Here is a 25,287-nt window from a genome sequence, read left to right on the forward strand (position 1 = left end):
ACCCGGCCGGACCCGAGTCAATCGGTCGAACGGGCGAGAGGGGTGCGCCTTGCGCGTGCGCCCCGATGCCCGTATGCGGGCGTGGCGGAACTGGTAGACGCGCGGGATTTAGGTTCCCGTGACGAAAGTCGTGGGGGTTCGAAACCCTCCGCCCGCACCACGTCCACACCCGTTTCCGCAGGGATGAGGGCGCAGCGCTTCCGCCGCGCCGGACAGATTCGAACCGAACCGCCGTGCGCGGCTTATGGATGAAGGCAAGACGATGCAGGTGACCGAAACCCAGGCCGAGGGCCTCAAGCGCGCCTACACTGTGGTGCTCCCCGCGGCCGAGCTCGACGCCAAGGCTCAGGATCGCCTGGTCGAGCTCAAGGACAAGGTCCGGATCAACGGCTTCCGCCCCGGCAAGGTGCCGCTGTCCCACCTCAAGTCGCTGTACGGCAAGTCCGTCATGGCCGAGGTGATCGAGCAGGCCGTGACCGAGGCCAACGGCAAGATCGTCGAGGACAACGGCCTGCGCCTCGCGCTGCCGCCGAAGGTCGAGCTGCCCCAGGCCGAGGACGAAGTGAAGAGCGTCATCGAGGGCCAGGCGGACCTCAAGTACACGGTCGAGCTGGAAGTGCTGCCGAAGATCGAGCTCGGCAACTTCAAGGACATCGCCATCGAGAAGCCCGTCGCCATCGTCACCGATGAAGAGGTGGACGAGATGGTGAAGCGCATTGCCGACGGCAACCGCTCCTTCGCCGCCAAGGAAGGCGCCGCCGCTTCGGGCGACCGCATCACCGTTGACTTCGTGGGCTCCATCGACGGCGTCCCGTTCGAGGGCGGCGCCGGCGAGGACGTGCCGGTGGTGATCGGCTCCAACAGCTTCATCCCCGGCTTCGAGGAGCAGCTCATCGGGCTGTCCGCCGGCGAGGAGCGCACCATCAATGTCACCTTCCCGACGAACTATCTGTCGGCCCAGCTCGCCGGCAAGGATGCGTCCTTCGCGGTGAAGGCCAAGCAGGTGGAGGCTCCCGGCGAGCTGACCATCGACGACGAGTTCGCCAAGACGCTGGGTCTCGAGAGCCTCGACAAGCTCAAGGAGAATGTGCGCGAGCGCATCGCCAAGGAGCATGAAGGCGCCACCCGGCAGCGCGTGAAGCGTCAGCTGCTCGACGCGCTCGACGCCGGCCACAAGTTCGACGTGCCCCCGACCCTCGTCTCGCAGGAGTTCGAGGGCGTGTGGCAGCAGATCCAGACCGATCTGCAGCAGCAGGGCCGCACCTTCGCCGACGAGAGCACGACGGAAGAGGAAGCCCGCGCCGAATATCAGCGCATTGCCGAGCGCCGCGTGCGCCTTGGCCTGGTTCTTGCGGAGATCGGGGAGCGCAACAATATACAGGTCACCGACGACGAGGTGACGCGTGCGGTTGTCGAGCGGGCGCGTCAGTTCCCCGGCCAGGAACAGCAGGTGTGGGAATATTATCGCCGCAATGCGCAGGCGATGGCGTCCCTGCGTGCGCCCCTGTTCGAGGAGAAGGTCGTCGACTTCCTTCTGGAGCTCGCCAAGGTGACCGAGAAGCAGGTCAGCCGCGAGGAGCTCTACAAGGAGGAAGAGGAGAAGGCGGCCTGAGTTCAGGCCACCTTCACCGCTGCCTGCGACGATTTGCGCGCATTCTCCGCGCCGAGGACCAAAAATGCGTGATCCTGTCGATACTTATATGAACTACCTCGTCCCCATGGTGGTCGAGCAGACCAACCGCGGGGAGCGCGCGTACGACATTTATTCCCGTCTCCTGAAGGAGCGGATCATCTTCCTGACCGGTCCGGTGGAAGACGGGATGTCCACGCTGGCGGTGGCGCAGTTGCTCTTTCTTGAGGCGGAAAACCCCAAGAAGGAAATCTCCATGTACATCAACTCGCCGGGCGGCGTGGTGACGTCGGGTCTCGCGATCTACGACACCATGCAGTTCATCCGCCCGGCGGTGTCCACGCTGTGCATCGGCCAGGCCGCCTCCATGGGCTCCCTGCTGCTGACCGCCGGCGAGAAGGGCCTGCGGTTCGCGCTGCCGAATGCTCGAATCATGGTCCATCAGCCGTCCGGCGGCTTCCAGGGCCAGGTCACGGACATCATGCTGCACGCGCAGGAGATCCTCAGCCTCAAGAAGCGGCTGAATGAAATCTATGTGAAGCATACGGGCCAGCCGATCGAGAAGATCGAGGACGCCCTCGAGCGCGACAACTTCATGACGGCGAACGCCGCTCAGGAGTTCGGGCTCATCGATACCGTGATCGACAAGCGTCCCTCGGACGAGCCGGCCAAGGCCTGATCCTTCGACGTTTTCAGGGGGCGGTGTGCGCAATGCTCTTGCGTGCACCGCCATATCGCGCTTGCATGGCCCCAATAGCCGGCATTTGACCGGCTGCGTCGGGGCTTCGCAATTTTAGCGTCGCGCCGGGGCAGGAAATACCGCCTCGGCGTTCCCGATGTAGCCATCCGTCCGATGGCGGCGCACGATCCGGGGTGCGCGACTGGCTTCACCATTCGTTCATTTCCGGATCGCGGGTCTCTGGCAGGACGCGTGTCGGCACGCCATATGCATGTGCCAACACAGGCGTCTTGATTGGACCCAAGAGGGATGCTTGGCTGATACGGGGCGGAAAACGTCACGTATATGACAGGTAGCCGCAAGGCTGAGGCGGTACTCAGGGCTGCGGTGACAAGGCGAGGCATGGAACCCGGACCGCAAGGTGCGACGTTCCAGGAAACGGTCGAAAGGCCGGCACGGGGCTCAGGCGCAGCGTCGCCGGCCCCAACAAGGGTTCCGTCCAGACGGGGAGGGGTCCTGAACAGGACCTGAGCCGGAGGGGCGGACCGCACGGAGATGAAGATGAGCAAGACCGGCGGCAGCGACAGCAAGAACACGCTTTACTGCTCGTTCTGCGGCAAGAGCCAGCACGAGGTCCGCAAGCTCATCGCAGGGCCTACGGTCTTCATTTGCGACGAGTGTGTCGAACTCTGCATGGACATCATCCGCGAGGAGAGCAAGTCCTCCCTGGTGAAGTCCCGCGATGGCATCCCCACCCCGAAGGAGATCCGCAAGGTTCTCGATGACTACGTCATCGGCCAGGACCATGCGAAGAAGGTCCTCTCGGTGGCGGTGCACAACCACTACAAGCGCCTGAACCACGCCACGAAGCACGGCGATGTGGAACTGGCCAAGTCCAACATCATGCTCATCGGCCCGACGGGTTCCGGCAAGACGCTGCTGGCCCAGACGCTGGCGCGCATCCTGGACGTGCCCTTCACCATGGCCGACGCCACCACGCTGACCGAGGCCGGCTATGTGGGCGAGGATGTGGAGAACATCATCCTCAAGCTGCTCCAGGCCGCCGACTACAATGTGGAGCGGGCGCAGCGCGGCATCGTCTACATCGACGAGATCGACAAGATCAGTCGCAAGTCCGACAACCCGTCCATCACCCGCGACGTCTCGGGCGAGGGCGTGCAGCAGGCCCTGCTGAAGATCATGGAAGGCACCGTTGCCTCCGTGCCCCCGCAGGGCGGCCGCAAGCATCCCCAGCAGGAATTCCTGCAGGTGGACACCACCAACATCCTCTTCATCTGCGGCGGCGCCTTCGCGGGCCTCGACAAGATCATCTCGTCCCGCTCCAAGGGCGGCACCTCCATCGGCTTCGGCGCCAAGGTGGCCCCGGTCGAGGAGCGTCGTCCCGGCGAGCTGTTCCGCGAGGTGGAGCCCGAGGATCTGCTGAAGTACGGCCTCATCCCCGAGTTCATCGGCCGTCTGCCCGTGCTTGCCACGCTCAACGACCTCGACGAGGCGGCGCTCAAGCAGATCCTGGCCGAGCCGAAGAACGCGCTGGTGAAGCAGTATCAGCGCCTCTTCGAGATGGAGAACGTGGATCTCACCATCCATGAGGAAGCGCTGGGCGCCATCGCCCGCAAGGCCATCGAGCGCAAGACGGGCGCCCGCGGCTTGCGCTCGATCATGGAAGGAATCCTGCTGGACACCATGTTTGACCTTCCCGGCCTCGAAGGCGTCGAGGAAGTGGTGATCAGCAAGGAAGTGGTCGAGCAGAATGCGCGCCCGCTCTACATTTACGCGGACCGTGTCGGCGACGCCGGCGCCAGCGCCTGACGGGGTTTATCCCGCTTCCTTCCCTCGCGCCGCCGGCGCGGGGGAAACGCCAGAACCTGCCTGTTTCATGAATGTTTCACGTGCGGTGTCGGGAGCCTTCCCAACGGTCTTGAAAGCCAGCGGGGCGCTCTCCATGTCTTGGTCAACACTCCGGTTCCCGGGCTCGGTTCCTGTGCCTCTCGCGGCCTTATCGCCGCTCCAGCATCGATCATCCGCTCCCGTCCCGGCTGCGACCACGCAGGCGAATGCATTGTCGTCTGCGTTGGCGTCTTTAGAAAGGATTGGGTCATGACGAGCCCCAAGCAGCGCCCGCCTCTCGTTCCCGGCGTCGCACAGACCTTCCCGGTGCTCCCCCTGCGGGACATCGTGGTTTTCCCGCACATGATCGTTCCCCTCTTCGTCGGCCGCGAGAAGTCCATCCGCGCGCTGGAAGAAGTGATGCGGGGCGATACCTACATTCTTCTCGCCACCCAGGAAAACGCCTCGGACGATGATCCGGCCACCGATGCCATCTATCGCGTCGGCACGCTGGCGACCGTCCTCCAGCTCCTGAAACTGCCCGACGGCACCGTGAAGGTGCTGGTGGAAGGCGTCACCCGCGCCCAGGTGGTGCAGTACACGGACCGTGCCGACCTCTATGAGGCCGAGGCCATCTCCCTGCCCGACGAGGTGGGCGATGTGGTCGAGGCCGAGGCGCTCGCGCGCTCGGTGGTCAACGAGTTCGAAAACTATGTGAAGCTCAACAAGAAGGTGTCTCCCGAGGTGGTCGGCGTCGTCGGCCAGATCGAGGATCACGCCAAGCTTGCCGACACCATCGCATCCCATCTCGCGGTGAAGATCCCCGAGAAGCAGGCCGTGCTGGAGACCGTGAAGGTCGCCGACCGGCTGGAGAAGGTGCTCGGGCTGATGGAGAGCGAAATCTCCGTGCTCCAGGTGGAGAAGCGCATCCGCACGCGGGTGAAGCGCCAGATGGAGAAGACCCAGCGCGAGTACTATCTCAACGAGCAGATGAAGGCGATCCAGAAGGAGCTCGGCGACGAGGACGGTCGCGACGACCTTCAGGAGCTGGAAGACCGCATCAAGCGCACCAAGCTGACCAAGGAAGCACGCGAGAAGGCGACGCACGAGCTGAAGAAGCTCCGCCAGATGTCGCCCATGTCGGCGGAAGCCACCGTCGTGCGCAACTATCTGGACTGGTTGCTGTCGATCCCGTGGGGCATCAAGAGCAAGGTCAAGAAGGACCTGCCCTTCGCCCAGTCGGTGCTCGATTCCGACCACTACGGCCTCGACAAGGTCAAGGAACGCATCGTCGAGTATCTCGCCGTGCAGAGCCGCGCCAACAAGCTGGCTGGCCCGATCTTGTGCCTCGTCGGCCCTCCCGGCGTCGGCAAGACCTCGCTCGGCCGCTCCATCGCCAAGGCGACGGGCCGCGAGTTCGTGCGCGTCTCCCTCGGTGGCGTGCGCGACGAGGCGGAGATCCGTGGTCACCGGCGGACCTATATCGGGTCCATGCCGGGCAAGATCATCCAGTCCATGCGCAAGGCCAAGAAGTCGAACCCGCTCTTCCTGCTGGACGAGATCGACAAGATGGGCGCGGACTTCCGCGGCGATCCGTCGGCGGCCCTGCTGGAGGTTCTGGACCCCGAGCAGAACCCGACGTTCAACGATCACTATCTGGAGGTCGATTATGACCTCTCGAACGTGATGTTCGTGACCACGGCGAACACGCTGAACATTCCGCCGGCCCTTCTGGACCGCATGGAAGTGATCCGCATCGCCGGCTACACCGAGGACGAGAAGGCGGAGATCTCGCGCAAGCACCTGATCCCCAACGCGCTTCAGAAGCACGGTCTCTCGGCCAAGGAATGGTCCATCGATGACGCGGCTCTGCTGCAGGTCATCCGTCGCTACACCCGCGAGGCGGGCGTGCGTAACCTCGAACGCGAGATTTCCACCCTCGCCCGCAAGGCGGTGAAGGAACTCGTCATCTCCAAGAAGAAGTCGGTGAAGGTCACCGCCAAGAATCTGGAGACCTTCCTCGGGGTGCCGCGCTTCCGCTATGGCGAGATTGAGCGGGAAGACCAGGTTGGCGTCGTCACGGGCCTTGCCTGGACCGAGGTGGGCGGCGAGTTGCTGACCATCGAAGGCGTCATGATGCCCGGCAAGGGCCGCATGACGGTGACCGGCAACCTGAAGGAAGTGATGAAGGAGTCCATCTCCGCCGCCGCCTCCTACGTGCGGTCGCGTTCGGTGGACTTCGGCATCGAGCCGCCGCTGTTCGAGCGTCGGGACATCCACGTCCACGTGCCCGAAGGCGCGACCCCGAAGGACGGCCCGTCCGCCGGCGTCGCCATGGCCACCACCATCGTCTCCGTGCTCACGGGCATCCCCGTGCGCCGTGACGTGGCGATGACCGGCGAGATCACGCTGCGCGGCCGCGTGCTGCCCATCGGCGGCCTCAAGGAGAAGCTGCTGGCCGCCCTGCGCGGTGGCATCAAGAAGGTGCTGATCCCCGAGGAGAACGCCAAGGATCTGGCGGACATCCCGGACAATGTGAAGAACGCGCTGGAGATCATTCCGGTGTCGCGCATGGACGAGGTGCTCCACCACGCCCTCCTGCGGCATCCCGAGCCGATCTCCTGGACCGAGCAGCCGGTGAGCGGCGCGGTCGTTCCGGACGAGGATGCGGCGGGCGTCGTCGCCCACTGAGTCGTCGCCCATCGCGGTTGGAAGTGGCCCGGAATCACGATTCCGGGCCATTTTTCTTTGTGTGGATGCCGCCTGCGATGCCGCCGGCCGTGCCTTTGCTCCATCGCTGTCGCCCGGCTCAGGGCGTCGCGAAAATTCCACTGCAAACACAGTTACTTAAGTAACGCTGCTCCGCAGGCTCCGGGGCGCGAACGCTGGTGCGCGCGGCTGCCGGAACCGTTGGAAATCGTTTGTTTATGCGGGTTTGTGGCGCTTTGGCGCTTGCAAAAGCCACATTTTCCGTAAAGCTTCCCGCCCATCGTTGAGGCCAACGCCCTGCGATTCGAGAGATACAATGGAAGGAACGGTCACATGACCACCAAGAACGAACTGATCGCCGCGGTGGCCGAAGAGGCCAAGCTCACGAAGGCGGCTGCGGCGGCTGCCGTGGATGCCACGTTCGACATCATCGCCAAGGCGCTGAAGGACGGCGAAGAAGTGAAGCTCATCGGCTTCGGCTCCTTCTCGGTCGTGACCCGCGCCGCCCGCGAGGGCCGCAACCCGCGGACCGGCAAGCCGGTGAAGATCGCCGCCTCCAAGGCGCCGAAGTTCACCCCCGGCAAGGGCCTCAAGGAAGCGGTCAACGACTGATCCATTCCGTGTGGCGCTCCGTCCGCGTTGTGCGGGCGGGGCGCCCCGGCTCCCGTTCCCGAGGTCTGGCTTGCGCCATCCCGGGGCCGGTTTACCTGAGGCTGTTGAACCAGTTCAGGATGTTGTCGCTCCCCGCGAGCGTCGCGGCATCGCCATAGAGACCGGCGATGAAGGTTCCGCGGTGGCTTCCCCCCGCCACCGGCACGCCCGCCGCCTGCCTGCCCCCCGCCGAAAGCGCGCGGAACACCATGGCAGGGTGGATCGCCTCGTCGGCGAGCCCGTAATGGAAGCGGATCGGGCTGTCATATTTCCAGTAGGATGCGCGGTTGGCCGCCAGATGCCGCAGGAAGGCGCTGTTCTGGTCGGCGGTGAAGCGCTCGAAGAAGCCCGGCACCAGTAGCTCCGCGCCCGTGGGTAGCCGTTTCATCTGCGCGTCGTCGAGCTCGTAGCGCGTCCAGTAGGTCTGCGCGAGATCCTGATATTCGGGGCGCACGGCCGTCTTCAGCAAGCCCGGCAGATTGTACTGAAGCTCGTAGCTGCCGAGCGCGATGATCATGCACAAGCCGATCCAGACCGGCAGCGGGGGATAGGAGGTCGTGCCCCTGGGCAGCGGAAACATCGCGTCTCCGGTCCAGAAGCGCCACGTCTCGTTGAGGTCATTGAAGGGGCTGGCGACGGCCGTCGCGGCGATGGGCCGGCCGTCCTCCCGCAGCGCCTGATGCAGCCATTGCGTGTTGATGGCGCCCTGCGACCAGCCGTGGAGGAAGAGTTTGCCAGGGCTGCACCCCAGGGCCCGCAGCGCCGTCTTGCCGGCGGCCAGCATCTGGAGGCAGGTGCGCACGGAGGCGCCTTTCACCGCATAGGCCTCGCCCCGGTCGCCCCGGAACGGTCCCTTGCCCACATAATCTGCGGCGATCACCGCATACCCCTGTCCGGCGAAGCGCTGCACGTTGAAGAGCGTTTCGAGGGAATCCGCCGCATCGCTCGTCCGGTAAGTGGGATCGGCGATACGCGTCAGGTTCGAGGGCACCTGATCGAAGGACAGGATCGTGCCGTGCTGCCAGGACACGACGGGCAAGGGCCCCTTGGCGCCCGCCGGAAGGGCCAGAAGGCCGCTGATCTTGAGGCGTTCGCCGGTCTCGGGGACGGTGACGTCCGTGACGAGGCGGTGCAGGTCCACGTCGAACCGCGCGCCGTGCGCCTTGGCATCGAAGGCGGGAAGAATGACCGGTGCGTTGAAGAGCGGAAACGCATCCGCCACCAGCGCATCGAGCCGCGCGCGGCTGACCCGGCAGGAGAGATCGATGCCGCGTCCCGCCCCACTGGCAGCATGCGCGGAGTGCTTGGCGTCAGCCAGTCCCAGTGCTGCCACGCCCGTGCCCAGCACCAGCGCCCGCCGCAGCCCATCGACGGGGCCGGTCGCGCGCGCGTCTTCATCTGGCGGGGCAGGGACGGGGACGGATCGTGACATGGGCGCCATGGCGCAACTCCTCGGGATCACGGGGCCGGTGCACGTCTCAATGCCCATGCGCGAGCCGGACGATCAGAAGGCGTGACGATGCGCGGACGTTACTGCCTGCCGCGTCAAAGGCGAAGATCAAGCTTCGATCACGCGGCGTTTCGCCCCCTCCAGGCCTTGCGGGGCGCGCCGGCGCATATCCGGCCGGGGGCCTCTGCACGGCTTCGCATGGCTGGGGCTCCGTCCATGTGGATTGAGCCGGCAAATGAATGGCGCTAAGGACGCGCGCCGCGTGCGCGGACCGCCGGACGGCGGGCAGGGAAGGGGCGCCCCATGAGTGCAGACATCACCGCCGGCGCAGGGGCCGGATCGTCACCGGACTACGCGCGCAAGGCGCTGATCGGCTCCACGCTCGGCTTTGCCATGGATGGCTTCGACCTGCTCATCCTCGGCTTCATGCTGCCGGCCATCGCCACCGACCTCGGCCTGTCCCCGGTGCAATCCGGTGCCCTCGTCACCTGGACGCTCATCGGCGCGGTGCTGGGCGGCATCCTCTTCGGCGTCCTGTCGGACTATTACGGCCGCGTCCGCGTGCTGGCCTGGACCATCCTGCTGTTTGCCGTCTTCACCGGCCTCTGTGCCCTCGCCCAGGGCTTCTGGGACCTGCTTGCCTATCGCTTCGTCGCTGGCCTTGGCCTCGGCGGCGAGTTCGGCATCGGCATGGCGCTCGCGACCGAAGCCTGGTCGGCGGAGAAGCGCGCCCGCGCCTCGTCCTATGTGGCGCTCGGCTGGCAGGGCGGCGTCCTGCTGGCGGCTCTGGTCACACCGCTCCTGCTGCCCCTCATCGGCTGGCGGGGCATGTTCGCAGTGGGCATCGCGCCGGCCGTGGTCGCCTTCATCGTGCGCCGTACGCTCGGGGAGCCGGAGATCTTCGTCGCCCGCGCCAAGGGGCCGCGCCAGCCCCTGCCGCTGGGCCTGCTGGTGAAGGACTGGGAGACGACGAAGACGAGCTTTGCCATGTTCGTCCTCTGCGCGGTCCAGAACTTTGGCTATTACGGCATCATGATCTGGCTGCCGAACTATCTCTCCCAGAGGTTCGGCTATTCGCTCACCAAGTCCTCGCTCTGGACGGCCGTGACCATCCTTGGCATGGCGGCGGGCATCTGGGGCTTCGGCCAGCTGGCAGACCGCATCGGCCGCCGCCCAAGCCTCATCCTCTACCAGATCGGCGCTGCCGTCTCGCTGGTGGTCTATTCCCAGCTCACCGATGCCTCGGCGCTTCTCATCGGCGGCGCCGTCATGGGCTTCTTCGTCAACGGCATGATGGGCGGCTATGGGGCCCTGCTGTCCGAGTGCTATCCCACCGCCGCCCGTGCTACGGCGCAGAACGTGCTTTTCAACTTGGGGCGCGGGGTGGGCGGCTTCGGGCCGCTCGTCATCGGCATCCTCGCCAGCCAGTATTCCTTTGCGCTCACCATCGCCCTGCTGTCGGGCATCTATGTGCTCGACATGGTGGTGACCGTCTTCCTCGTGCCGGAGCGCCGGGGCGAGGCGCTGACCTGACGGGCGAACTGGCGTCGCAAGCCGGACGCCCCGCGAGGCGCCCGGCTTGCTATCGGGATCAGGCCGACTCGATCTGCGACCACGGCACCTGTTCGCCATGGAACAGGGGGATGAGTTCGCCCTCGCCGGGGATGTTCACCGCCTCGCAGGTGGGGGAGAGCGTGTCGGTGATGGTGATGCGCGCTTCATTGGGCTTGAGGCCGTAGAAGGCCGGGCCATTGAGCGAGGCGAAGGCCTCGAACTTGTCCAGTGCGCATTCCTCGGCGAACACCTTCAGATAGGCTTGAAGCGCGACAGGCGCGCTGAAAACGCCGGCGCAGCCGCAGGCATTTTCCTTCAGGTGGCGCATGTGCGGGGCGGTGTCGGTGCCGAGGAAGAAATTCGCTTCCCCGCTGGTCGCCGCTTGACGGAGCGCGAGCCGGTGCTGCTCGCGCTTGAGGATCGGCAGGCAGTACATGTGCGGCCGCACGCCACCCTGGAACAGCGCGTTGCGATTATAGAGCAGGTGCTGGGGCGTGATGGTGCCGCCCACATGGCTCCGGTGCCGGCGCACGAGGGCAACGCCCTCCGCCGTGGTGATGTGCTCCATCACCACCTTGAGGCGCGGGAACCTGGCGAGCATGGGCTCCAGCACCGCATCGATGAACGCGCGCTCGCGGTCGAAGATGTCGATATGCTCGCGTGGCAGCTCGCCATGGACGAGCAGCGGCATGCCCGCCTCTTCCATCGCGGCCAGTACCGGCTCGATGCGGGCGATCTCCGAGACGCCGTGGGCCGAGTTGGTGGTGGCGTGCGCCGGATAGAGCTTGGCGGCGGTGAGCACGCCGTCGCTGTGGCCGGCGATGAGATCCTTCGGATCGGTGCCGTCGGTGAGATAGACGGTCATCAGCGGCGTGAAATCGACGCCGGCGGGAATGGCGGCGCGGATGCGCTCGCGATAGGCGGCGGCCATGGCGGTCGTCACCACCGGCGGCGTGAGGTTCGGCATCACGATGGCGCGGCCGAACTGCCGGGCGGTGAAGGGCACGACCTCCTTCAGCACCGCACCGTCGCGGAAATGCACATGCCAGTCGTCTGGCCGCCGGATCGTCAAGCTCGCCACGTCACCCATCCTCCGAAACAGCCCCATGCTTCGGGCTGAAGTCCAGTCTCGCGCGCCCTGGCCGTCACGTTCCGCAGGTCCGGCCGCCGATGTCGTAACGACGGCGGCGGGCGTGCTGCGGCATGTCGATCGGCGGCTGTGCCGCCAAGGCAGCGTCGCCCCGCAGCTGCCCAACAAGGGGCTGCGCGGGCGCGCGCCTGTGTTAGCTGGTCCGTCCTCGCTTCGTCCATGGCGGCGGCGCGGAAATGCGCGCGGATACCCGCTGCCCCCGCTCGGCGCGCGCCGGCGGCGGCCCGGCCGTCCCGTGGCCACAGCTTATCGCGCGGTCCGGAGTTTACGCTGGCGCGGCGGCGTCTTATATGGCGGTCAGCGGTCGCCATAACGCGACCGGCCCCATGGCCGTCAGGTGCACGGGGCCGCGGGCGGTTAGCTCAGTTGGTAGAGCATCTCGTTTACACCGAGAGGGTCGGCGGTTCGAGCCCGTCACCGCCCACCAGTACCGCCAATCACCTCCAAGCTGTTGTTCTTGTTCGTTCGGCCGACGCTTGCGCGAAACTTGCGCAAGCGTTGCAGCACGGGCCGTTTGATTAACAAAACGTCAGAATGCGCCTTGATCGGGTCTGCGCACGCGCCCTACTATAGTTAACAGCGATGGCGTCGAATCCCGGCCCTTCGCGCGTAACATGGGATGCATCGGCGCAGATGACCGGTTGGCCGGCTCCGCAGCAGGGGATCCCGTTGAGTTGGGATGTACTCTGATGAAGCCGCAACTCGTTCAGATCAGCCCCCGGCCCGTGCCGCAGCGCGTATCTGCCAACCGTCGCGCCAGTCGGCGTTTTCCCACGGCGCAACGCGCCTTCATCGTAAATGGCGATGAGCGCCTTTGCGTCTGCGAACTGGTCGACATGTCCGCCGGCGGCGCGCAGGTGCGCATCACCAGTGCCAACGAGCTTCCGGAAATGTTCGACCTGCTGATCGCGGGCGACACCTATCTCAAGACCGTGCCCGTGGAAGTGCGCTGGCGCGGCGGCGACCGGATGGGCGTGCAATATCTGTCGGATGGCGTCTGCGCCTGATCGTTCACGCCGATTCCCACCTTCCCTGACGCCGCATCACAAGCCTTGGATGCGGCGTTTTGATTTTGCGCGCCTGCGTCGTTCCCTGTTGCACGCGTCTGCTTATTCTTTCACCAGGTGGAGGTTCAATAGTAACGTTATTTCAAATATCGAAATTGTTTGTTGCGGTTGCCTTTGGGCCTCTGTAGAGGCCGGTATCTGCCGACGGGCATCGCTCCCGAGGCTGCCATGACTCTGGAACCCGCATGAGACGGCAGATCGTTCATCTGACTGCGCATTCGGCCGCCCGGCAGCGGCAGGACAACCGGCGTTCCGTCCGGCGTTTTCCCACATCGCAGCGGGCCTGGATCATCAACGACAGCGAACAGCTCTGCTTCTGCGAGATCGTGGACATGTCCTCGCGCGGCGCGCAGATCCGCGTCTCCCTGAGCGCCCAGATCCCCGGCACCTTCCAGTTGCTCATCGTGGGCGAGACCTACATGAAGCGCGTGCCGGTCTCACTCCAGTGGCGCGGCGGCGATCGGCTCGGCGTGATGTATCTCTCCGAGGGCGTCATCGTCTGACGCAGCCTCTCGCTCGCAGCATGAGTTGAGGGAAGGGCAGCCGCTTCCAAGGGGCGGGGCGTCGCGAACGACTGTGACCATGCCGCCGCGTTCCGGTGGATTCTTGGGAGATCGGGCGAAAAAGACAGAGTCAGACCGCGTGCGCATCCGAGTAAAGCGAAGGCGCCGCCTGAGCAACTCGATCTGATTGTGTTTTGAAGCTTCAGGCTCAATGAGCCATATGATGGCGGGAGTGACGGGGCTCGAACCCGCGACCTCCGGCGTGACAGGCCGGCGCTCTAACCAACTGAGCTACACCCCCGAATTTGCCGCCGCAGAAGCAATCAGCGCGTCGAGTGAGGGGTTGATACGGTCCGCCCCTTTCCAAGTCAAGCGAGGCCCAAATCTTTTCGTGACACCTGTGTAAAACCTGCGTCGCAAATTCGCCCAAACCCTTGAAACGTAAGGGCTGAAGATGAGGGCGACGGCGTCGCCCCGGCGTCGTCCGCCCTTTTCCGGGGCTGTTGGCGGCCGGGCCGGCGATTCCGTAAGCGGCCGGACAAGGTTCCGCATGAGCGGCGGAAGGAGGGGAGGGCGGCTGAACGCGCGAGAGTGCCGGCGCGTGCCGCCCCAGGGGTCAGCGCTTGGCCTGAAGGCCCGCCGTCTCGCGTTCCACGTAGCGCATGGTGAAGGGCTTTAACTGGCCTTCGAGCCAGCGGGCCATGTCCTCCTCCTGTTCGAGGCTCTGCTGGAGGAGGGGCATGGCTTCCGTGAAGGCGCCCTGCTCGGCGATGGCGAGCAGCGAGCGATAAGCGGCGATCTCGTAATTCTCGAAAGCGTAATCCGCGAAGGTGTTCTTCAGGATCTCGTCGCCCGCCACCGTATGGCCGAGGGTCGCCATGTTGCCCATCACGGACGCGGCCGTGTCCTTCAGCGTCGAGGCATCTTCCGAGAGGCCTTCCAGAATGGTGTCCAGCCGATCGATCTGGCCTTCGGTCTCGTCCACGTGCAGCCGCAGGCGCTGCGCCAGTTCCGGATAGCTCTCCAGCCGATCGAGCTGGCGGTTCATGATGGAGAGGGCTTCGTTCTCGAGCGCGTGGGCGTTGCGCAGTCCGACGACGAAGATGTCGCGGATGGTCTGTTCGGTCATTGTCATCTCCAGGGGGCAGGGGTGTCCCCTTGGACAAAAGGTTCAGCGCGCGGCTTCGTTCCTCATGCGCGGCCCGGCGTCTCGGTGCGGGACCGGCCGGTCGTCTCAGAGCGGATAGCGGGGCAGGGGAAGCTAGGAAGGGACGGAGGCGATATCGGCAGACGGGGCCGCAATCGCCGCGGTGGGCGCAGGCGTGCCGACATGGCGGGCGACAAAGCGTTCCAGATGCTCGTCCCACTGGTCGAGTTCGCGGGCCAGCGTGATCGCGAGATCATAGATGGGCTCGGCGTTGCCTTCGGCTCGCGCGCGCTCGATCAGAGCGCGGGCGCGGGCTTCTCTGGAATCGTAGATCATTGCGGGCTCCACGCACGAATACGCCATTCTGGCGCATGGGGCGCTGCCCGCCAGCCCGTGAGATTACGGAGTGGCCGTGAAGGCGCCCGGCCGCGGGCCTCAGGCGGCGGGAGGCGCCGGTGGATCGAACAGGATGCTGCGGTTCACCGTATCCAGCGTCGGCCGTCCGGTGAGCGCCATGGCCACCTCCAGCTCCGCCCGCAGCACATGCATGGCATGGGCGACACCCGCCGCCCCGGCCACCGCCAAGGCGTGGATATAGGGCCGCCCGATCATCACCGCATTGGCGCCCAGCGCCATGGCCTTGAGGATGTCGGTGCCCCGGCGGATGCCGCCGTCCACCAGAACGGGAATGCGCCCTTCCAGCGTCTCCACGATGCGCGGCAGGGCCTCGATGGAGGCCGGGAGGCTGTCGAGGACCCGTCCGCCGTGGTTGGAGACGATGATGCCGTCCACGCCCTCCGCAAGGGCGCGGGACGCATCCTCCGGCGCGAGCACGCCCTTCAGCAGGATGGGCAGGCGGGTCAGGCTGCGCAGCCGCGCCACGTCGCCCCAGAGCGGCGTATGGGGCAGCGCGGTTCCGAACAGCGGGCTCGATCCGATGCCGCCGCTATGCAGGGGGCGTGGCTTCAGGCCGGCGAGATTCACCGCCTCGACACCCGGCGGCAGGGAAAAGCCGGCCCGCCGCTCCTGCGTGCGCAGGCTCACCGGCGCGTCCACCGTCAGCACCACGGCGCTGTAGCCGGCGGCCTCCGCCCGCCGCAGCAGGTTCACGGTGAAACCCCAGTCCGGCTGGATGTAGAGCTGGAACCAGAGCTGCCCCCGGCTCGCCGCCCGCACCTCCTCGAGGCTGGTGCTGGCCTGCGTGCTCACCACCAGCGGCGCCTGCGCGATGGCGGCACCCTGGGCGGTCGCCAGCTCTCCATCGGGATGGAACAGGCGATGGTAGGCGACCGGCGCCAGCAGGATGGGGTGCTCCAGCGCAAACCCCATCAGGTTGATGCGCGTCGTGGCCTTGGACAGGTCGCTGAGCACGCGCGGCAGCAGGCGCAGCCGGTCATAGGCGGCGCGGTTGGCGGCGTTGGTCAGGCCGTCCCCCGCCGCGGCGGCGAGGTAGGCCCAGCTCGCCGCCGGCACGCGCTCGCGCGCCAGAGTCTCGTAGTCGCTCAGGTCATAGGCTTCCGGCAGATGCAGCTGCATGGGATTTTCGCCAGGCGCGGGAGCAGGAAAGGACAAACCGCCGTCTCAGGCCGGAGACACCGGACGCGGGCGCCCCTCGACGTCGAGGGCCACCATGACGAAGACGGCCTCCGTCACCTTCTCGCGGACGGCCGTATGCTGGCGGCGCGCCCAGGCCTGCACGTCCAGCGTCATGGAGGTGCGGCCCACCTTCAGCAGGTTGGTGTAGATGCACATTGTGTCGCCCACCTTCACCGGCAGACGGAAGTTGATTTCCTTCACGCCCGCCGTCACGACGCGGCCGGCGGCCACCTCGGCGGCGCGGATGCCCGCCGCAAGGTCCATCTGCGCCATCACCCAGCCGCCGAAGATGTCGCCGGACGGATTGGCGTCCGCCGGCATGGCGAGCGTGCGCAGGGTGAGTTCGCCGGTGGGTTCGGCCGTATCGGGCATTTCGGGCTCCAGCTCCGCAGGACAACCCCTGCTTGGTAGGCCCGTAATGGCGCGGGAGGCAAGAGCCGCCTGCGGCGCGGCTGCCACCCCCTTGGTGGCGTCCCCTCAGGCCATGTCCGCGAACTGGGTATCGTGGAGGCGCCGGTAGAGGCCGTCGCGGGCCACAAGTTCCCCATGCCGTCCCTGCTCGGCGATACCGTCCGGACTCACCACGATGATGTGGTCGGCGTTCCGGATGGTGGAGAGGCGGTGGGCAATGGTGAGCGTCGTGCGCCCTTCCGAGAGCGCGGCGAGCGACTGGCGGATTTCCAGCTCCGTCTCCGTGTCGAGGGCGGAGGTGGCCTCGTCGAGGATGAGGATGGGCGGGTCCTTCAGGAAGATTCGCGCAATGGCGACGCGCTGCTTCTGCCCGCCCGAGAGCTTCACCCCGCGCTCGCCGACGATGGTGTCGAGCCCGGCCGGCAGCGCCGCGATGAGGCCGTCGAGCCGCGCCCGCCGGGCGGCGTTCAGGATGTCGTCTTCCGTTGCGCCAAGGCGGCCATAGGCGATGTTCTCGCGCAGCGTTCCGGCGAACAGGAAGACGTCCTGCTGCACGATGCCGATATGGCTGCGCAGGGAGGCGAGGGTGAAGTCGCGGATGTCCGTGCCGTCGATGGTGATGCGGCCCGCCGTCGGCTCGTAGAAGCGCGGCAGCAGCGAGCAGATTGTGGTCTTGCCTGCTCCCGAGGGGCCGACGAAGGCCACCGTCTCGCCCGCCCGGATGGTGAGGGAGAGATCGGTAAGCACGCTCTTGCCCTCGCCATAGCCGAAGGAGACGCGCTCATAGCGGATCGCCTCCTTGAGCCCGATGAGCGGGCGCGCGCCGGGGCGGTCGGCGATGTCCGGGGCGGTGTCCAGAAGGTCCAGATAGCGGCGGAAGCCGGCGAGGCCCTTGGGATAGATCTCCAGCACCGCATTGATCTTCTCGATGGGCCGGAAGAACACGCCCACCAGCAGCAGGAAGGAGATGAAGCCGCCGTTGGAAAGTTCGCCGCGAATGACGAACCACGTGCCGGCGATCATCACCATCACCTGCGTCAAGCGCATGCCGAGATAGTTCAGCGTCATGTTCGCCGCCATGATGCGGTAGGCGGCGAGCTTGGTGGTGCGATAGCGCTCATTGTCCTTGGCAAACAGCGCCCGCTCGTGCGCCTCATTGGCGAAGGCCTGCACCACGCGGATGCCGCCCACATTCTCCTCGATGCGGGCGTTGAAATCGCCCACCCGGCCGAACAAAGCGCGGAAATTCTCCGTCATCCGGCTGCCGTAATGGGCACCGAGCCAGGCCACGACCGGCACGATGGCCCCGGTAATGAGGGCGAGATGCACGTTGACCATCATCATCAGCGCAAACGCGCCGATGAAGGTCATGATGGCGATGAACACGTCCTCCGGGCCGTGGTGGGCCACCTCGCCCACCTCTTCCAGATCCTTGGTGATGCGGGCGACGAGATGGCCGGTCTTCTGATTGTCGAAGAAATGGAACGAGAGCTTCTGGAGATGGTCGAACGCGCGGCGGCGCATGTCGGTCTCCATGTTGATCCCGAGCATGTGCCCCCAGTATGTGACGATGGCCATCAGCGCCGCGTTGAGCAGATAGATGCCCACGAGGGCGGCGGCTGCGGCGGCGATGAGGCCCCATTCCTGGCCGGGAAGAAGCTGGTCCACGAACAGCTTCACCGCCATGGGGAAGCCGAGTTCCAGCAGGCCGGACACCACCGCGCAGGTGAAATCCAGCAGGAACAGGCCCTTGTAGGGCCGGTAATAGGCGAAGAAGGCGCGTAGCAAGGACATGATGTTTCCGTGGGGCGGGGCGGCGGGCCGCGTCACTCGCCGAGGTCCACTCCCTGATAGCCCCGGCGCCAGTAAGCGGCAACGGAGCGGCGGTTTTTGGGAAGGCCGAGCGCGGCCGCATGGGCGCGCAGGGCACGGGCGGCGGCCTGCTCGCAGCCCGCCCAGAGATAGGGATCGGCGGCGTCCATGGGGAGGGGAATGGCCTTCAACGCCTCTTCCAGCAGGCTTGTCGTGCCCGCCTCCGCGCCGTTGCGGTGGAGCCAGGCGAGATCGACGCTGGCGCGGGAGGGCATCTCCTGCTCCTCCGCCGCATCGGCGATCTCGATGCGTACCACCGCGCGGACATGGGCGGGCAGCTCCGAGACCATGCGGGCGATGGCTGGCAGGGCCGTCTCGTCCCCTGCGAACAGAACCCAGTCCGCCTCCGGCAGCAGTCCGCCGCCGGGCCCCATGACCGCGGCGGGCTGGCCGGGTGCTGCTTCCCGCGCCCAGTCCGAACCCGGCGCGCCGGGATGGAGGACGATGTCGAGCGTCGCCTCGCCTGCCGCCACATCCACATGGCGCAGCGTATAGACGCGCGGGCTCAGCGCATCCGCGCCCTGCGGCCACAGCACCCGCCCATCCGCCTGCGCGGTGGGCCACACGGGCGCGCGGCCTTTCGGTGGAATGAGCAGGCGCACATGGAGGCCGTTGGCCAGCAATCCAGAGACATCGCCCGCCAGCACCACCCGCCGCATCCGGGGCGTGATTTGCCGGGCGGCCTTTACGGTAAGCTCGTGCAGATAGGGCAGGCGGGCCTCGGTGGCGAGATCGCCGGTCCAAGTGAAGTCCGGGCGCGCATCGCCCGCGAACGTGCAGATGTGCTCCGCCAGCACCATCCTGGAGACCGAAAGTCCCGCCGCCGAAGCGCTCTCCACATGGCAGACGAGATGGGTGCCGTCCGCCACCAGATCCGCCGTGCCGAACGTGCCGATAAAGGTGGCGCGGCCATCGGCGCGGGTGACGGTGCCGTGGGTCTCGAAATGCTCGGCCAGCTTCTCCAGCATGGTGGCGGGGTCGGGCAGGGGAATGCGGGTTTGGGCGTGCAGAAGCGCGAGAGCGGCCATGGATCAGGCTCCTGTGCCGGGGCCGCGTCGCAGCAGCCAGATGAGATAGGGCCCGCCCACCAGTGCGGCGAAGAGGCCCACGGGGATCTGGTACGGGAAGGCGAGCGTGCGCCCCAGCCAGTCCGCCAGCACCATCAGTCCCGCGCCGATGAGCGCGGCGGCGAGCATCTGGTGGGCGCCGCGCGCGAAGCCCGAGAGGCGCGCCAGATGCGGGCCGATGAGGCCGACGAGGCTCAGCGGGCCGACGATGAAGGCGGCGCAGGCGGTCATCAGCGCGGCGGCGAGCGCAAGGAGGAGGCGGCTTGCGAGCAACGGCACGCCCAGCGCGCGGGCCATGGTGCTGCCGAGCGGCAGAATGTCGAGCCAGCGGGAGGCCAGCAGCAGGGGCGGGACAAGCAGGAGCACGATGCCCGCCGCCGCGCCCGCCTCCACGCTGCCCACGCGATCCGTGGTGCCGGCCATCCAGCCGAGCAGCAGGAAGGCGCGGGCATCTCCCGAGGCCAGAACGGCGGAGATGAAGGCAAGGCTCGCGGCGCCGAGCGCGATGCCGCCGAGCAGCAGCCGCTCAGGCCCGAAGCCGGTGGCGAGCGCAAAGGCGAGAATACCGAGCAGGGCGACCAGCGCCCCCGCCGCGCTGCCGCCCATCATGACGGCGACCGTGGGCGCGGGCAGGAGCAGCAGAACCACCGAGAGGCCGACGCCCGCCCCGGCACTCACGCCCAGCACTTCCGGCCCGGCCAGCGGGTTGCCGGTGAGCCGCTGCATCAGCGTGCCCGCCGCCCCCAGGAGCGCGCCCGCCGCTGCGGCGGCCGCCACGCGCGGCACGCGGAAAGGGGCGAGGGCCTCGAACAGCGCGCCCGTGGCGAACTGCCAGCCCCCGTAGGAGCGGCCGACCAGCAGGGCGGCGAGGATGAGTAAAGCGAGCCCCGCTGCCAACAGCAGGAGCCCCCGCAGGGGATAGGCGAGGCGCCGGCCCACGGGTGTTGCGGCTTGCGGGCGCTGGACGTGCTTGAGGCGCGGCAGCAGCCACAGCAGCAGCGGCCCGCCGATAAGGCCCGTGGCGGCGCCCGTGGGCAGGGCGTCCGCGCCCGCCACCTGCACGAGCCCGTCCGTGAGCCACAGCAGCAGAGCGCCGAGGAGGGGTGCCAGCAGCAGCTGCGCGCGGGGCGTGCGCGCGCCCGATATCCGGGCAAAGGCCGGCGCGGCAAGGCCGACGAAGCCGATGACGCCCACCAGCGCCACGACGCTCGCCGCGAGCCAGACCGCGAGGGCGATGATGGCAAGGCGGGCGCCGTTCACGGCCATGCCAAGGCTGCGGGCGCTGGAGTCGTCCAGCGTTAGAACCGAGAGCGGGCGCAATAGGAGCACGGCCGCCACAAGGCCGATGGCGAACCGCCACGCCAGCCCCAGCGCCGGCGCCCAGCTCTGCTGGTGCAGCGAGCCAGCCCCCCACACGAAGAGCGAGAGCACATATTCGCCGCGCGCCAGCACGAGGGCCGAACTCAAAGCGGCGCAGATGAGCGAGAGGGTCATGCCCGAGAGCACGACCGTGATCGGCTCCAGCCCGCGCTTCCAGCCCAGCATCAGCACGAGGCCGACGGCGGTAACGCCGCCCATGAGCGCCACGACCTCGCGGGGCCATTCGGCGAGGGCTGGAATGAGCAAGGCGGAGGCGGTGAGGGCCAATTGCGCGCCGGAGGCGATGCCCAGCGTCGAGGGATCGGCGATGGGGTTGCGCAGCACCCGTTGCAACAGCGCGCCCGACAGGCCCAGCGCCGCACCCGCCAGCAGCGGCACCACGGCGCGTGGCAGCAGGCTGTGCCAGAGCACGACCTGTTTCAGCGCTTGCGCCGTGGCTGGGTCGCCGGGCAATGTGGGCTGCCGCAGCAGGCCCATGACGCACAGGACCAGCGCCAGAAGGGCGAGCCCGGCCACCGCCAGTGGCGCGCGAGGCAAGGGGCGGGGGAGGCGGGCGACATCAGCCACGGGCGGCCGCCTTCGCAAAGGGAAGCGCATCGGTGAGGAGGCGTGCGAAACGCAGGGCCGCGGGCAGGGCGCCGAAAGGATTGACGGGCGCCAGTTCGACGATCCGTCCGGCGCGGACGCTCGGCAGGCCCTTCCAGAAGGCGCTCTGCGCCATCATGCGGCGTGCTTCGGGCGGCACGGGCGGCAGCAGTGCGATCCAGGCGTCGCCCACCTGCGCCAGCGTCTCGAGTCCCATGGGGGCGGTGGCGGAATAGCGCGTGCTGCCGCGCCACGCATTGGCAAGACCAAGGCGGGTGAGCGCCTCGCCGAACATGCTGTCGGCGCCGAAGACACGGAAATGCCGGTCGTCACCCAGATTGATGACCAGTACGGGGCGCCCGTCGCCGCCGCTCAGCCGGGCTTTCAGCGCGGCGAGAGCAGCATCGCTCCACGCGATCAGCGCCTCGCCCGCTGGCGCGATGCCGAGGCGGGCGGCGATGGCGCGGGTGGCAGCTTCGGCGGCGGCATAGGGATGCCCGCCGGGTGCATAGATGGAGAAGCTCTCCACCGGCGCAATGCGGCTGAGCGTCGGTTCAGCCCAGGCGGTATAATTGGAGCCGAGGATCAGGTCCGGCGCCAGCAGCTTCAGGGCCTCGAAGCTGGGCGAGCCGCGCAGGCCGAGGTCTGCCACGCTTTCAGGCACGGCCGGCTCGATGACCTGCCGCCGATAGAGCACCAGTTCCGCCGCCGCGACCGGCACAACGCCGAGGGCCAGCAGGGTCTCCAGCAGCGCCCAGTCCAGCGTCGCGACCCGCAGGGGCGAGGCAGCCCTTGCCCGCGAGACGCCGGCAAGGCCAAGGGCCGCCAGAAGCGCGCGGCGGGAGAGGCCGGTCACAGCACATAGCCCATGGGTTCGCCCCGCACGGGATGGGGGATGACCCCCATGGGCAGGCCATAGAGCGCGCCCAGCAGGTCCGGCCTCACCAGATCTGCGGCGGCCCCCTGCGCAAGGATGCGCCCGCCGCGCAGGGCGATGAGTTCATCGCAGGTGCGCACGGCGAGATTGATGTCATGCAGCACCACCACGACGGTCATGGCTTCCCCCTCCGGCGAGCGGCAGAGCCGGCGCACGAGGGCGAGGACTTCGCTCTGGTGGGCGATGTCGAGGGCGGACGTGGGCTCGTCCAGCAGCAGGCAGCGCGGCTCCTGCGCCAGCATGAGCGCGACCCACGCGCGCTGCCGCTCGCCGCCGGAGAGGCTGTCCACGCTGCGGTCGGCCAGCGCGGCAAGGTCCGTTCGCGCGATGGCGCTTTCCACCTTGGCCCGGTCCGCAGCCGTGAAGCGGCCGAGGGTTCCGTGCCAGGGAAAGCGGCCGAGCGCCACCAGCTCGCGCACGCTCATGCCGTCGGTGGGCGGCGTGAACTGCGGCATGTAGGCGACGGCGCGGGCAAAGTCGCGCGCCCGCCAGTCCGCGAGGGGGCGGTTCTCGAACAGGAGGGCGCCGCCGCTCGGCACGTGCTGGCGCGCCAGCAGCTTCAGGAGCGTGCTCTTGCCCGAGCCGTTCGGGCCGATGAGCCCATAGACCCGACCCGGGGCGAGCGACAGGGAGAGCGGCGCCAGGATCTCCCGTCCCGGCACCGCGAAGGAAACCTCAGAGAGCTGCCAGAGCGGCCCACTCACCATTTGTAGGTGACCTTTCCGGTGACGGTGCGCCCGTCGCCATAGAAGCAGCCGAAGAAGCCGCAGCTCGCCACATAGGTGACATCGGCGATGTTGGAGACATTGAGCTGGGCCTTGAACGGACCCTTCTCATAATGGATCGCCGCATCGACCAGCGTGTTGGCGGGCAGGAGGTTGGCGTTGCTGTCGAGATCGTAGCGCTCGCCCACATAGCGCACGCCGCCGCCGAGGCCGAAGCCCTTCAGCGGACCGGTCTGCCACGTATAATCCAGCCACGCATTGGCGGAATTCTTCGGCACATTGCCGGGCTGGTTGCCGGCATACTGGCCCTGCGTGATCTCCGCATCCATGTAGGTGTAGTTGGCGATCAGCTTCAGCCCCTGCGTGAGGCTGGCGGTGGCGGAGAGCTCGACGCCTTTCACATGCACCTCGCCATTCTGCACCGCATAGCTCACGCCATTGATGAGATCGGTGGACTGCACGTTGCTCTGGGTGAGGTCATAGACGGCGGCGGTGAAGAAGGCATTCCAGCCCACCGGCTGATACTTGATGCCGGCCTCATACTGCTTGCCTTCCGAGGGCTGGAAGGCCGCGCCGCCGAGCGCCGCCGGCATGTTGCCGATCACCGGCTCGAAGGAGGTGGAATAGCTCACATAAGGCGCGATGCCGTTGTCAAACAGATAGGTCAGGCCCGCGCGCCAGGTGGCGGCGCTGTCGTCCTGATCCTGCGTGGTCAGGCCGTAATTGGTGAGGGTGGACGAATTGGTGCTGGCCCAGTCCTGCCGCACGCCCAGCGTCAGCAGCCAGCGGTCGAGCTTGATCTGGTCCTGCGCATAGAGGCCCAACTGGTCCACCGTGCCGTTGACCTTGGACGCATACCAGATGGAATTGCCGATATACTGGTTATAGAGCGGCGCGAAGACATTGATGGTCGGCGCGGTGCCGAAGGTGGTGAAGGTATCGGTGTTGAAGTTCCGATAGTCCGCACCGATCAGGATGTCGTGGCTCAGCGGACCCGTGGTGAGCTTCGCCTCGAGCTGGTTGTCGATGGTGAAGGTGCCGAGGTTCTCGTCATTGGTGGAAGAGCCGCGATTGGCGATGGCCGGGTTGGTGGTGCTGAGGCCGTTGTAATAGAGCGCCGCATAATCCCAGTCGAGCTTCAGGTAGCGGGCGTTCTGGCGGAAGGTGACGTTGTTGTCGAAGGTGTGGCTGAATTCATAGCCGACGGACGACAGCGTGCGGCTGGAGGAGTTGAAGTCCGGATCGCCCAGATAGGTGTTGCGCGCGAGCTTCAGGCCGTTGAGCGATTGCAAAGTATATTGCGCCGGCAGGCCGACGGTGGAGTTTGGCGTGTCGTACTGCACCATGGCGAGCAGGGTGAAGGAGGTGGATGCGTCCGGCTGGAAGGTGAAGGAGGGCGCCAGCAGGTAGCGGTCCATGTCCACGAAGTCGGTCTGGGTGCCCGTGGTGCGGGCAAGGCCGGTGAGGCGATAGGCGACCTTGGAATCGGGGGAGGTTGGCCCGCCGAAATCAAAGCTCGCGGAATAATTGTCGAAGCTGCCGGCCTCGAGGTTGAACTCGCCGAAGTTGGTCCAGGTGGGTCGCTTGCTGACCATGTCGATCAGGCCGCCGGGATTGCCCTGCCCGTAGAGCACGGAGGCGGGCCCGCGCAGCACGTCCACCCGCTCCAGCGCATAGGGATCGATGGAGGTGGCGCCCGCGTCGCGCATCAGCTTCAGGCCGTTGAGATACTGGCTGGTGGCGGACGAGAAGCCGCGGATGATGGGCGAGTCGAAGCGCGGATCGGTGCCATAGGGCTGCGAAACCACGCCCACCGAGTAATCCAGCGCCTGGCCGAGGTTCTGCACCTGCCGGTCGTCCATCTGGTCGCGCGTGATAACGGAGATGGACTGCGGCACCTCAAGGAGCGGCGTGGCGGTCTTCGTGCCGGTCAGGGTCTGGCGGGCCACATAGCCTTGCACCGGGCCGGTCGGGCTCTCCTTCTGGCCCTGCGTCTCCACGGAGATGGTATCGAGCAGGATGGACGAGCTTTCGCCCGCCTGCTGGGCGCGGGCGGGGCCGGCCAGGAGCGCGGGCAGGGCCACGCCAAGCATGAGGACGGAGCGAAGGGACATCGGATGGCGCATCTCAGCCTGCCATGTGCGAGAATCCCGAGCGCAGTTCAGAAGTATTCAAATCTAAAACACGCCTGCGGGATCAATAGGTTCGATGTCGTGCTCATATCAATGGTGTTTGCTGCTTGATTGTCGCATCCTGTTGCGCATAGAACTTTTTTGGTCTCCTGTCGCGGCACAAGACCCGTTGCGGCAGATCACGATCGAAAGAT

At 66.9% G+C, this 25,287-nt stretch carries 20 protein-coding genes and 3 tRNA genes; 10 read left to right on the forward strand and 13 right to left on the reverse strand.

Translation table 11 applies throughout. From position 1 onward, the window contains the following. Positions 1-75 precede the first annotated feature (75 nt). From DFO45_RS11750 to DFO45_RS11775, 6 genes are all read left to right on the forward strand, one after another. A tRNA-Leu gene (locus DFO45_RS11750) sits at positions 76-160 on the forward strand. Positions 161-262: 102 nt separating this feature from the next. Next, positions 263-1,612: a trigger factor gene (tig, locus tag DFO45_RS11755; RefSeq protein WP_133865016.1), complete on the forward strand. Its 1,350-nt coding sequence runs from the start codon at positions 263-265 to the stop codon at positions 1,610-1,612. 64 nt (positions 1,613-1,676) lie between these two features. Continuing rightward, positions 1,677-2,309: an ATP-dependent Clp endopeptidase proteolytic subunit ClpP gene (gene clpP, locus DFO45_RS11760; RefSeq protein ID WP_012170136.1), complete on the forward strand. Its 633-nt coding sequence runs from the start codon at positions 1,677-1,679 to the stop codon at positions 2,307-2,309. A gap of 561 nt (positions 2,310-2,870) precedes the next feature. Next, positions 2,871-4,139 (forward strand): ATP-dependent Clp protease ATP-binding subunit ClpX, encoded by a 1,269-nt coding sequence (clpX, locus tag DFO45_RS11765; protein ID WP_012170137.1) that lies wholly within the window; start codon positions 2,871-2,873, stop codon positions 4,137-4,139. Between the two features lie 288 nt (positions 4,140-4,427). Next, complete coding sequence (gene lon, locus DFO45_RS11770; RefSeq protein ID WP_043879089.1) at positions 4,428-6,848, forward strand: endopeptidase La; 2,421 nt, start codon at positions 4,428-4,430, stop codon at positions 6,846-6,848. Between the two features lie 351 nt (positions 6,849-7,199). Next, the gene (locus DFO45_RS11775) at positions 7,200-7,478 is read left to right on the forward strand and encodes an HU family DNA-binding protein (RefSeq protein WP_012170139.1); all 279 of its coding nucleotides are present in this window, start codon (positions 7,200-7,202) and stop codon (positions 7,476-7,478) included. A gap of 91 nt (positions 7,479-7,569) precedes the next feature. Here DFO45_RS11775 and DFO45_RS11780 read toward each other — a convergent pair whose 3' ends face one another. After that, positions 7,570-8,958 (reverse strand): lysophospholipase, encoded by a 1,389-nt coding sequence (locus DFO45_RS11780; protein ID WP_245518044.1) that lies wholly within the window; start codon positions 8,956-8,958, stop codon positions 7,570-7,572. A 312-nt stretch (positions 8,959-9,270) separates the two neighbouring features. Here DFO45_RS11780 and DFO45_RS11785 point away from each other — a divergent pair, with 312 nt between their 5' ends. After that, complete coding sequence (locus DFO45_RS11785; RefSeq protein WP_012170141.1) at positions 9,271-10,500, forward strand: MFS transporter; 1,230 nt, start codon at positions 9,271-9,273, stop codon at positions 10,498-10,500. Positions 10,501-10,558: 58 nt separating this feature from the next. Here the strand turns inward: DFO45_RS11785 and pyrC are convergent, their stop codons facing one another. Further along, positions 10,559-11,602 carry a dihydroorotase gene (pyrC, locus tag DFO45_RS11790; RefSeq protein WP_245518050.1) on the reverse strand — a complete coding sequence of 348 codons (1,044 nt, stop codon included), beginning with the start codon at positions 11,600-11,602 and terminating at the stop codon, positions 10,559-10,561. A gap of 420 nt (positions 11,603-12,022) precedes the next feature. On the opposite strand from pyrC, the gene DFO45_RS11795 reads away from it, so the two are divergent. The 3 genes from DFO45_RS11795 to DFO45_RS11805 all read left to right on the forward strand — a co-directional run bounded on the left by DFO45_RS11795 (position 12,023) and on the right by DFO45_RS11805 (position 13,241). Beyond that, a tRNA-Val gene (locus tag DFO45_RS11795) sits at positions 12,023-12,098 on the forward strand. A 262-nt stretch (positions 12,099-12,360) separates the two neighbouring features. Beyond that, positions 12,361-12,678 (forward strand): PilZ domain-containing protein, encoded by a 318-nt coding sequence (locus DFO45_RS11800; RefSeq protein ID WP_052285898.1) that lies wholly within the window; start codon positions 12,361-12,363, stop codon positions 12,676-12,678. A gap of 245 nt (positions 12,679-12,923) precedes the next feature. After that, entirely contained in the window at positions 12,924-13,241 is a 318-nt protein-coding gene (locus tag DFO45_RS11805; RefSeq protein ID WP_012170144.1) for a PilZ domain-containing protein, read from the forward strand. A 224-nt stretch (positions 13,242-13,465) separates the two neighbouring features. On the opposite strand, the gene DFO45_RS11810 is transcribed toward DFO45_RS11805, so the two are convergent. From DFO45_RS11810 to DFO45_RS11860, 11 genes are all read right to left on the reverse strand, one after another. After that, positions 13,466-13,542 (reverse strand) — tRNA-Asp (locus tag DFO45_RS11810). Between the two features lie 315 nt (positions 13,543-13,857). Continuing rightward, a complete protein-coding gene (locus tag DFO45_RS11815) occupies positions 13,858-14,370 on the reverse strand; it encodes a ferritin-like domain-containing protein (protein ID WP_133865018.1) in 513 nt (170 codons plus the stop codon). Between the two features lie 132 nt (positions 14,371-14,502). Beyond that, entirely contained in the window at positions 14,503-14,724 is a 222-nt protein-coding gene (locus DFO45_RS11820; RefSeq protein ID WP_133865019.1) for a hypothetical protein, read from the reverse strand. Positions 14,725-14,823: 99 nt separating this feature from the next. After that, positions 14,824-15,924, reverse strand: coding sequence for an alpha-hydroxy acid oxidase (locus DFO45_RS11825; protein ID WP_133865020.1), 1,101 nt, complete (start codon positions 15,922-15,924; stop codon positions 14,824-14,826). Positions 15,925-15,969: 45 nt separating this feature from the next. Further along, positions 15,970-16,356, reverse strand: a complete 387-nt coding sequence (locus tag DFO45_RS11830; RefSeq protein WP_133865021.1) for an acyl-CoA thioesterase — start codon at positions 16,354-16,356, stop codon at positions 15,970-15,972. Between the two features lie 105 nt (positions 16,357-16,461). Then, positions 16,462-18,183, reverse strand: a complete 1,722-nt coding sequence (locus tag DFO45_RS11835) for an ABC transporter ATP-binding protein (RefSeq protein ID WP_133865291.1) — start codon at positions 18,181-18,183, stop codon at positions 16,462-16,464. Between the two features lie 38 nt (positions 18,184-18,221). Further along, complete coding sequence (locus DFO45_RS11840; protein WP_133865022.1) at positions 18,222-19,295, reverse strand: siderophore-interacting protein; 1,074 nt, start codon at positions 19,293-19,295, stop codon at positions 18,222-18,224. A 3-nt stretch (positions 19,296-19,298) separates the two neighbouring features. Next, positions 19,299-21,281, reverse strand: coding sequence for a Fe(3+)-hydroxamate ABC transporter permease FhuB (gene fhuB / locus DFO45_RS11845; protein ID WP_133865023.1), 1,983 nt, complete (start codon positions 21,279-21,281; stop codon positions 19,299-19,301). Continuing rightward, a complete protein-coding gene (locus tag DFO45_RS11850; RefSeq protein WP_133865024.1) occupies positions 21,274-22,155 on the reverse strand; it encodes an ABC transporter substrate-binding protein in 882 nt (293 codons plus the stop codon). Before DFO45_RS11850 ends, fhuB begins: the two co-directional genes overlap by 8 nt. Beyond that, a complete protein-coding gene (locus DFO45_RS11855; protein WP_133865025.1) occupies positions 22,152-22,943 on the reverse strand; it encodes an ATP-binding cassette domain-containing protein in 792 nt (263 codons plus the stop codon). Before DFO45_RS11855 ends, DFO45_RS11850 begins: the two co-directional genes overlap by 4 nt. Beyond that, the gene (locus tag DFO45_RS11860) at positions 22,937-25,075 is read right to left on the reverse strand and encodes a TonB-dependent siderophore receptor (protein WP_245518052.1); all 2,139 of its coding nucleotides are present in this window, start codon (positions 25,073-25,075) and stop codon (positions 22,937-22,939) included. The genes DFO45_RS11855 and DFO45_RS11860 overlap by 7 nt, the downstream gene beginning before the upstream one ends. Between the last annotated feature and the right edge of the window lie 212 nt (positions 25,076-25,287).

Source organism: Azorhizobium sp. AG788, assembly GCF_004364705.1.
Classification (GTDB): domain Bacteria; phylum Pseudomonadota; class Alphaproteobacteria; order Rhizobiales; family Xanthobacteraceae; genus Azorhizobium; species Azorhizobium caulinodans.

Coding starts and splice junctions, on each gene's coding strand:
- tig (WP_133865016.1), top strand. CDS start 263: ATGCAGGTGACCGAAACCCAGGCCGAGGGCCTCAAGCGCGCCTACACT.
- clpP (WP_012170136.1), top strand. CDS start 1,677: ATGCGTGATCCTGTCGATACTTATATGAACTACCTCGTCCCCATGGTG.
- clpX (WP_012170137.1), top strand. CDS start 2,871: ATGAGCAAGACCGGCGGCAGCGACAGCAAGAACACGCTTTACTGCTCG.
- lon (WP_043879089.1), top strand. CDS start 4,428: ATGACGAGCCCCAAGCAGCGCCCGCCTCTCGTTCCCGGCGTCGCACAG.
- DFO45_RS11775 (WP_012170139.1), top strand. CDS start 7,200: ATGACCACCAAGAACGAACTGATCGCCGCGGTGGCCGAAGAGGCCAAG.
- DFO45_RS11780 (WP_245518044.1), bottom strand. CDS start 8,958: ATGGCGCCCATGTCACGATCCGTCCCCGTCCCTGCCCCGCCAGATGAA.
- DFO45_RS11785 (WP_012170141.1), top strand. CDS start 9,271: ATGAGTGCAGACATCACCGCCGGCGCAGGGGCCGGATCGTCACCGGAC.
- DFO45_RS11800 (WP_052285898.1), top strand. CDS start 12,361: ATGAAGCCGCAACTCGTTCAGATCAGCCCCCGGCCCGTGCCGCAGCGC.
- DFO45_RS11805 (WP_012170144.1), top strand. CDS start 12,924: ATGAGACGGCAGATCGTTCATCTGACTGCGCATTCGGCCGCCCGGCAG.
- DFO45_RS11815 (WP_133865018.1), bottom strand. CDS start 14,370: ATGACCGAACAGACCATCCGCGACATCTTCGTCGTCGGACTGCGCAAC.
- DFO45_RS11820 (WP_133865019.1), bottom strand. CDS start 14,724: ATGATCTACGATTCCAGAGAAGCCCGCGCCCGCGCTCTGATCGAGCGC.
- DFO45_RS11825 (WP_133865020.1), bottom strand. CDS start 15,924: ATGCAGCTGCATCTGCCGGAAGCCTATGACCTGAGCGACTACGAGACT.
- DFO45_RS11830 (WP_133865021.1), bottom strand. CDS start 16,356: ATGCCCGATACGGCCGAACCCACCGGCGAACTCACCCTGCGCACGCTC.
- DFO45_RS11840 (WP_133865022.1), bottom strand. CDS start 19,295: ATGGCCGCTCTCGCGCTTCTGCACGCCCAAACCCGCATTCCCCTGCCC.
- DFO45_RS11855 (WP_133865025.1), bottom strand. CDS start 22,943: ATGGTGAGTGGGCCGCTCTGGCAGCTCTCTGAGGTTTCCTTCGCGGTG.
- DFO45_RS11860 (WP_245518052.1), bottom strand. CDS start 25,075: ATGTCCCTTCGCTCCGTCCTCATGCTTGGCGTGGCCCTGCCCGCGCTC.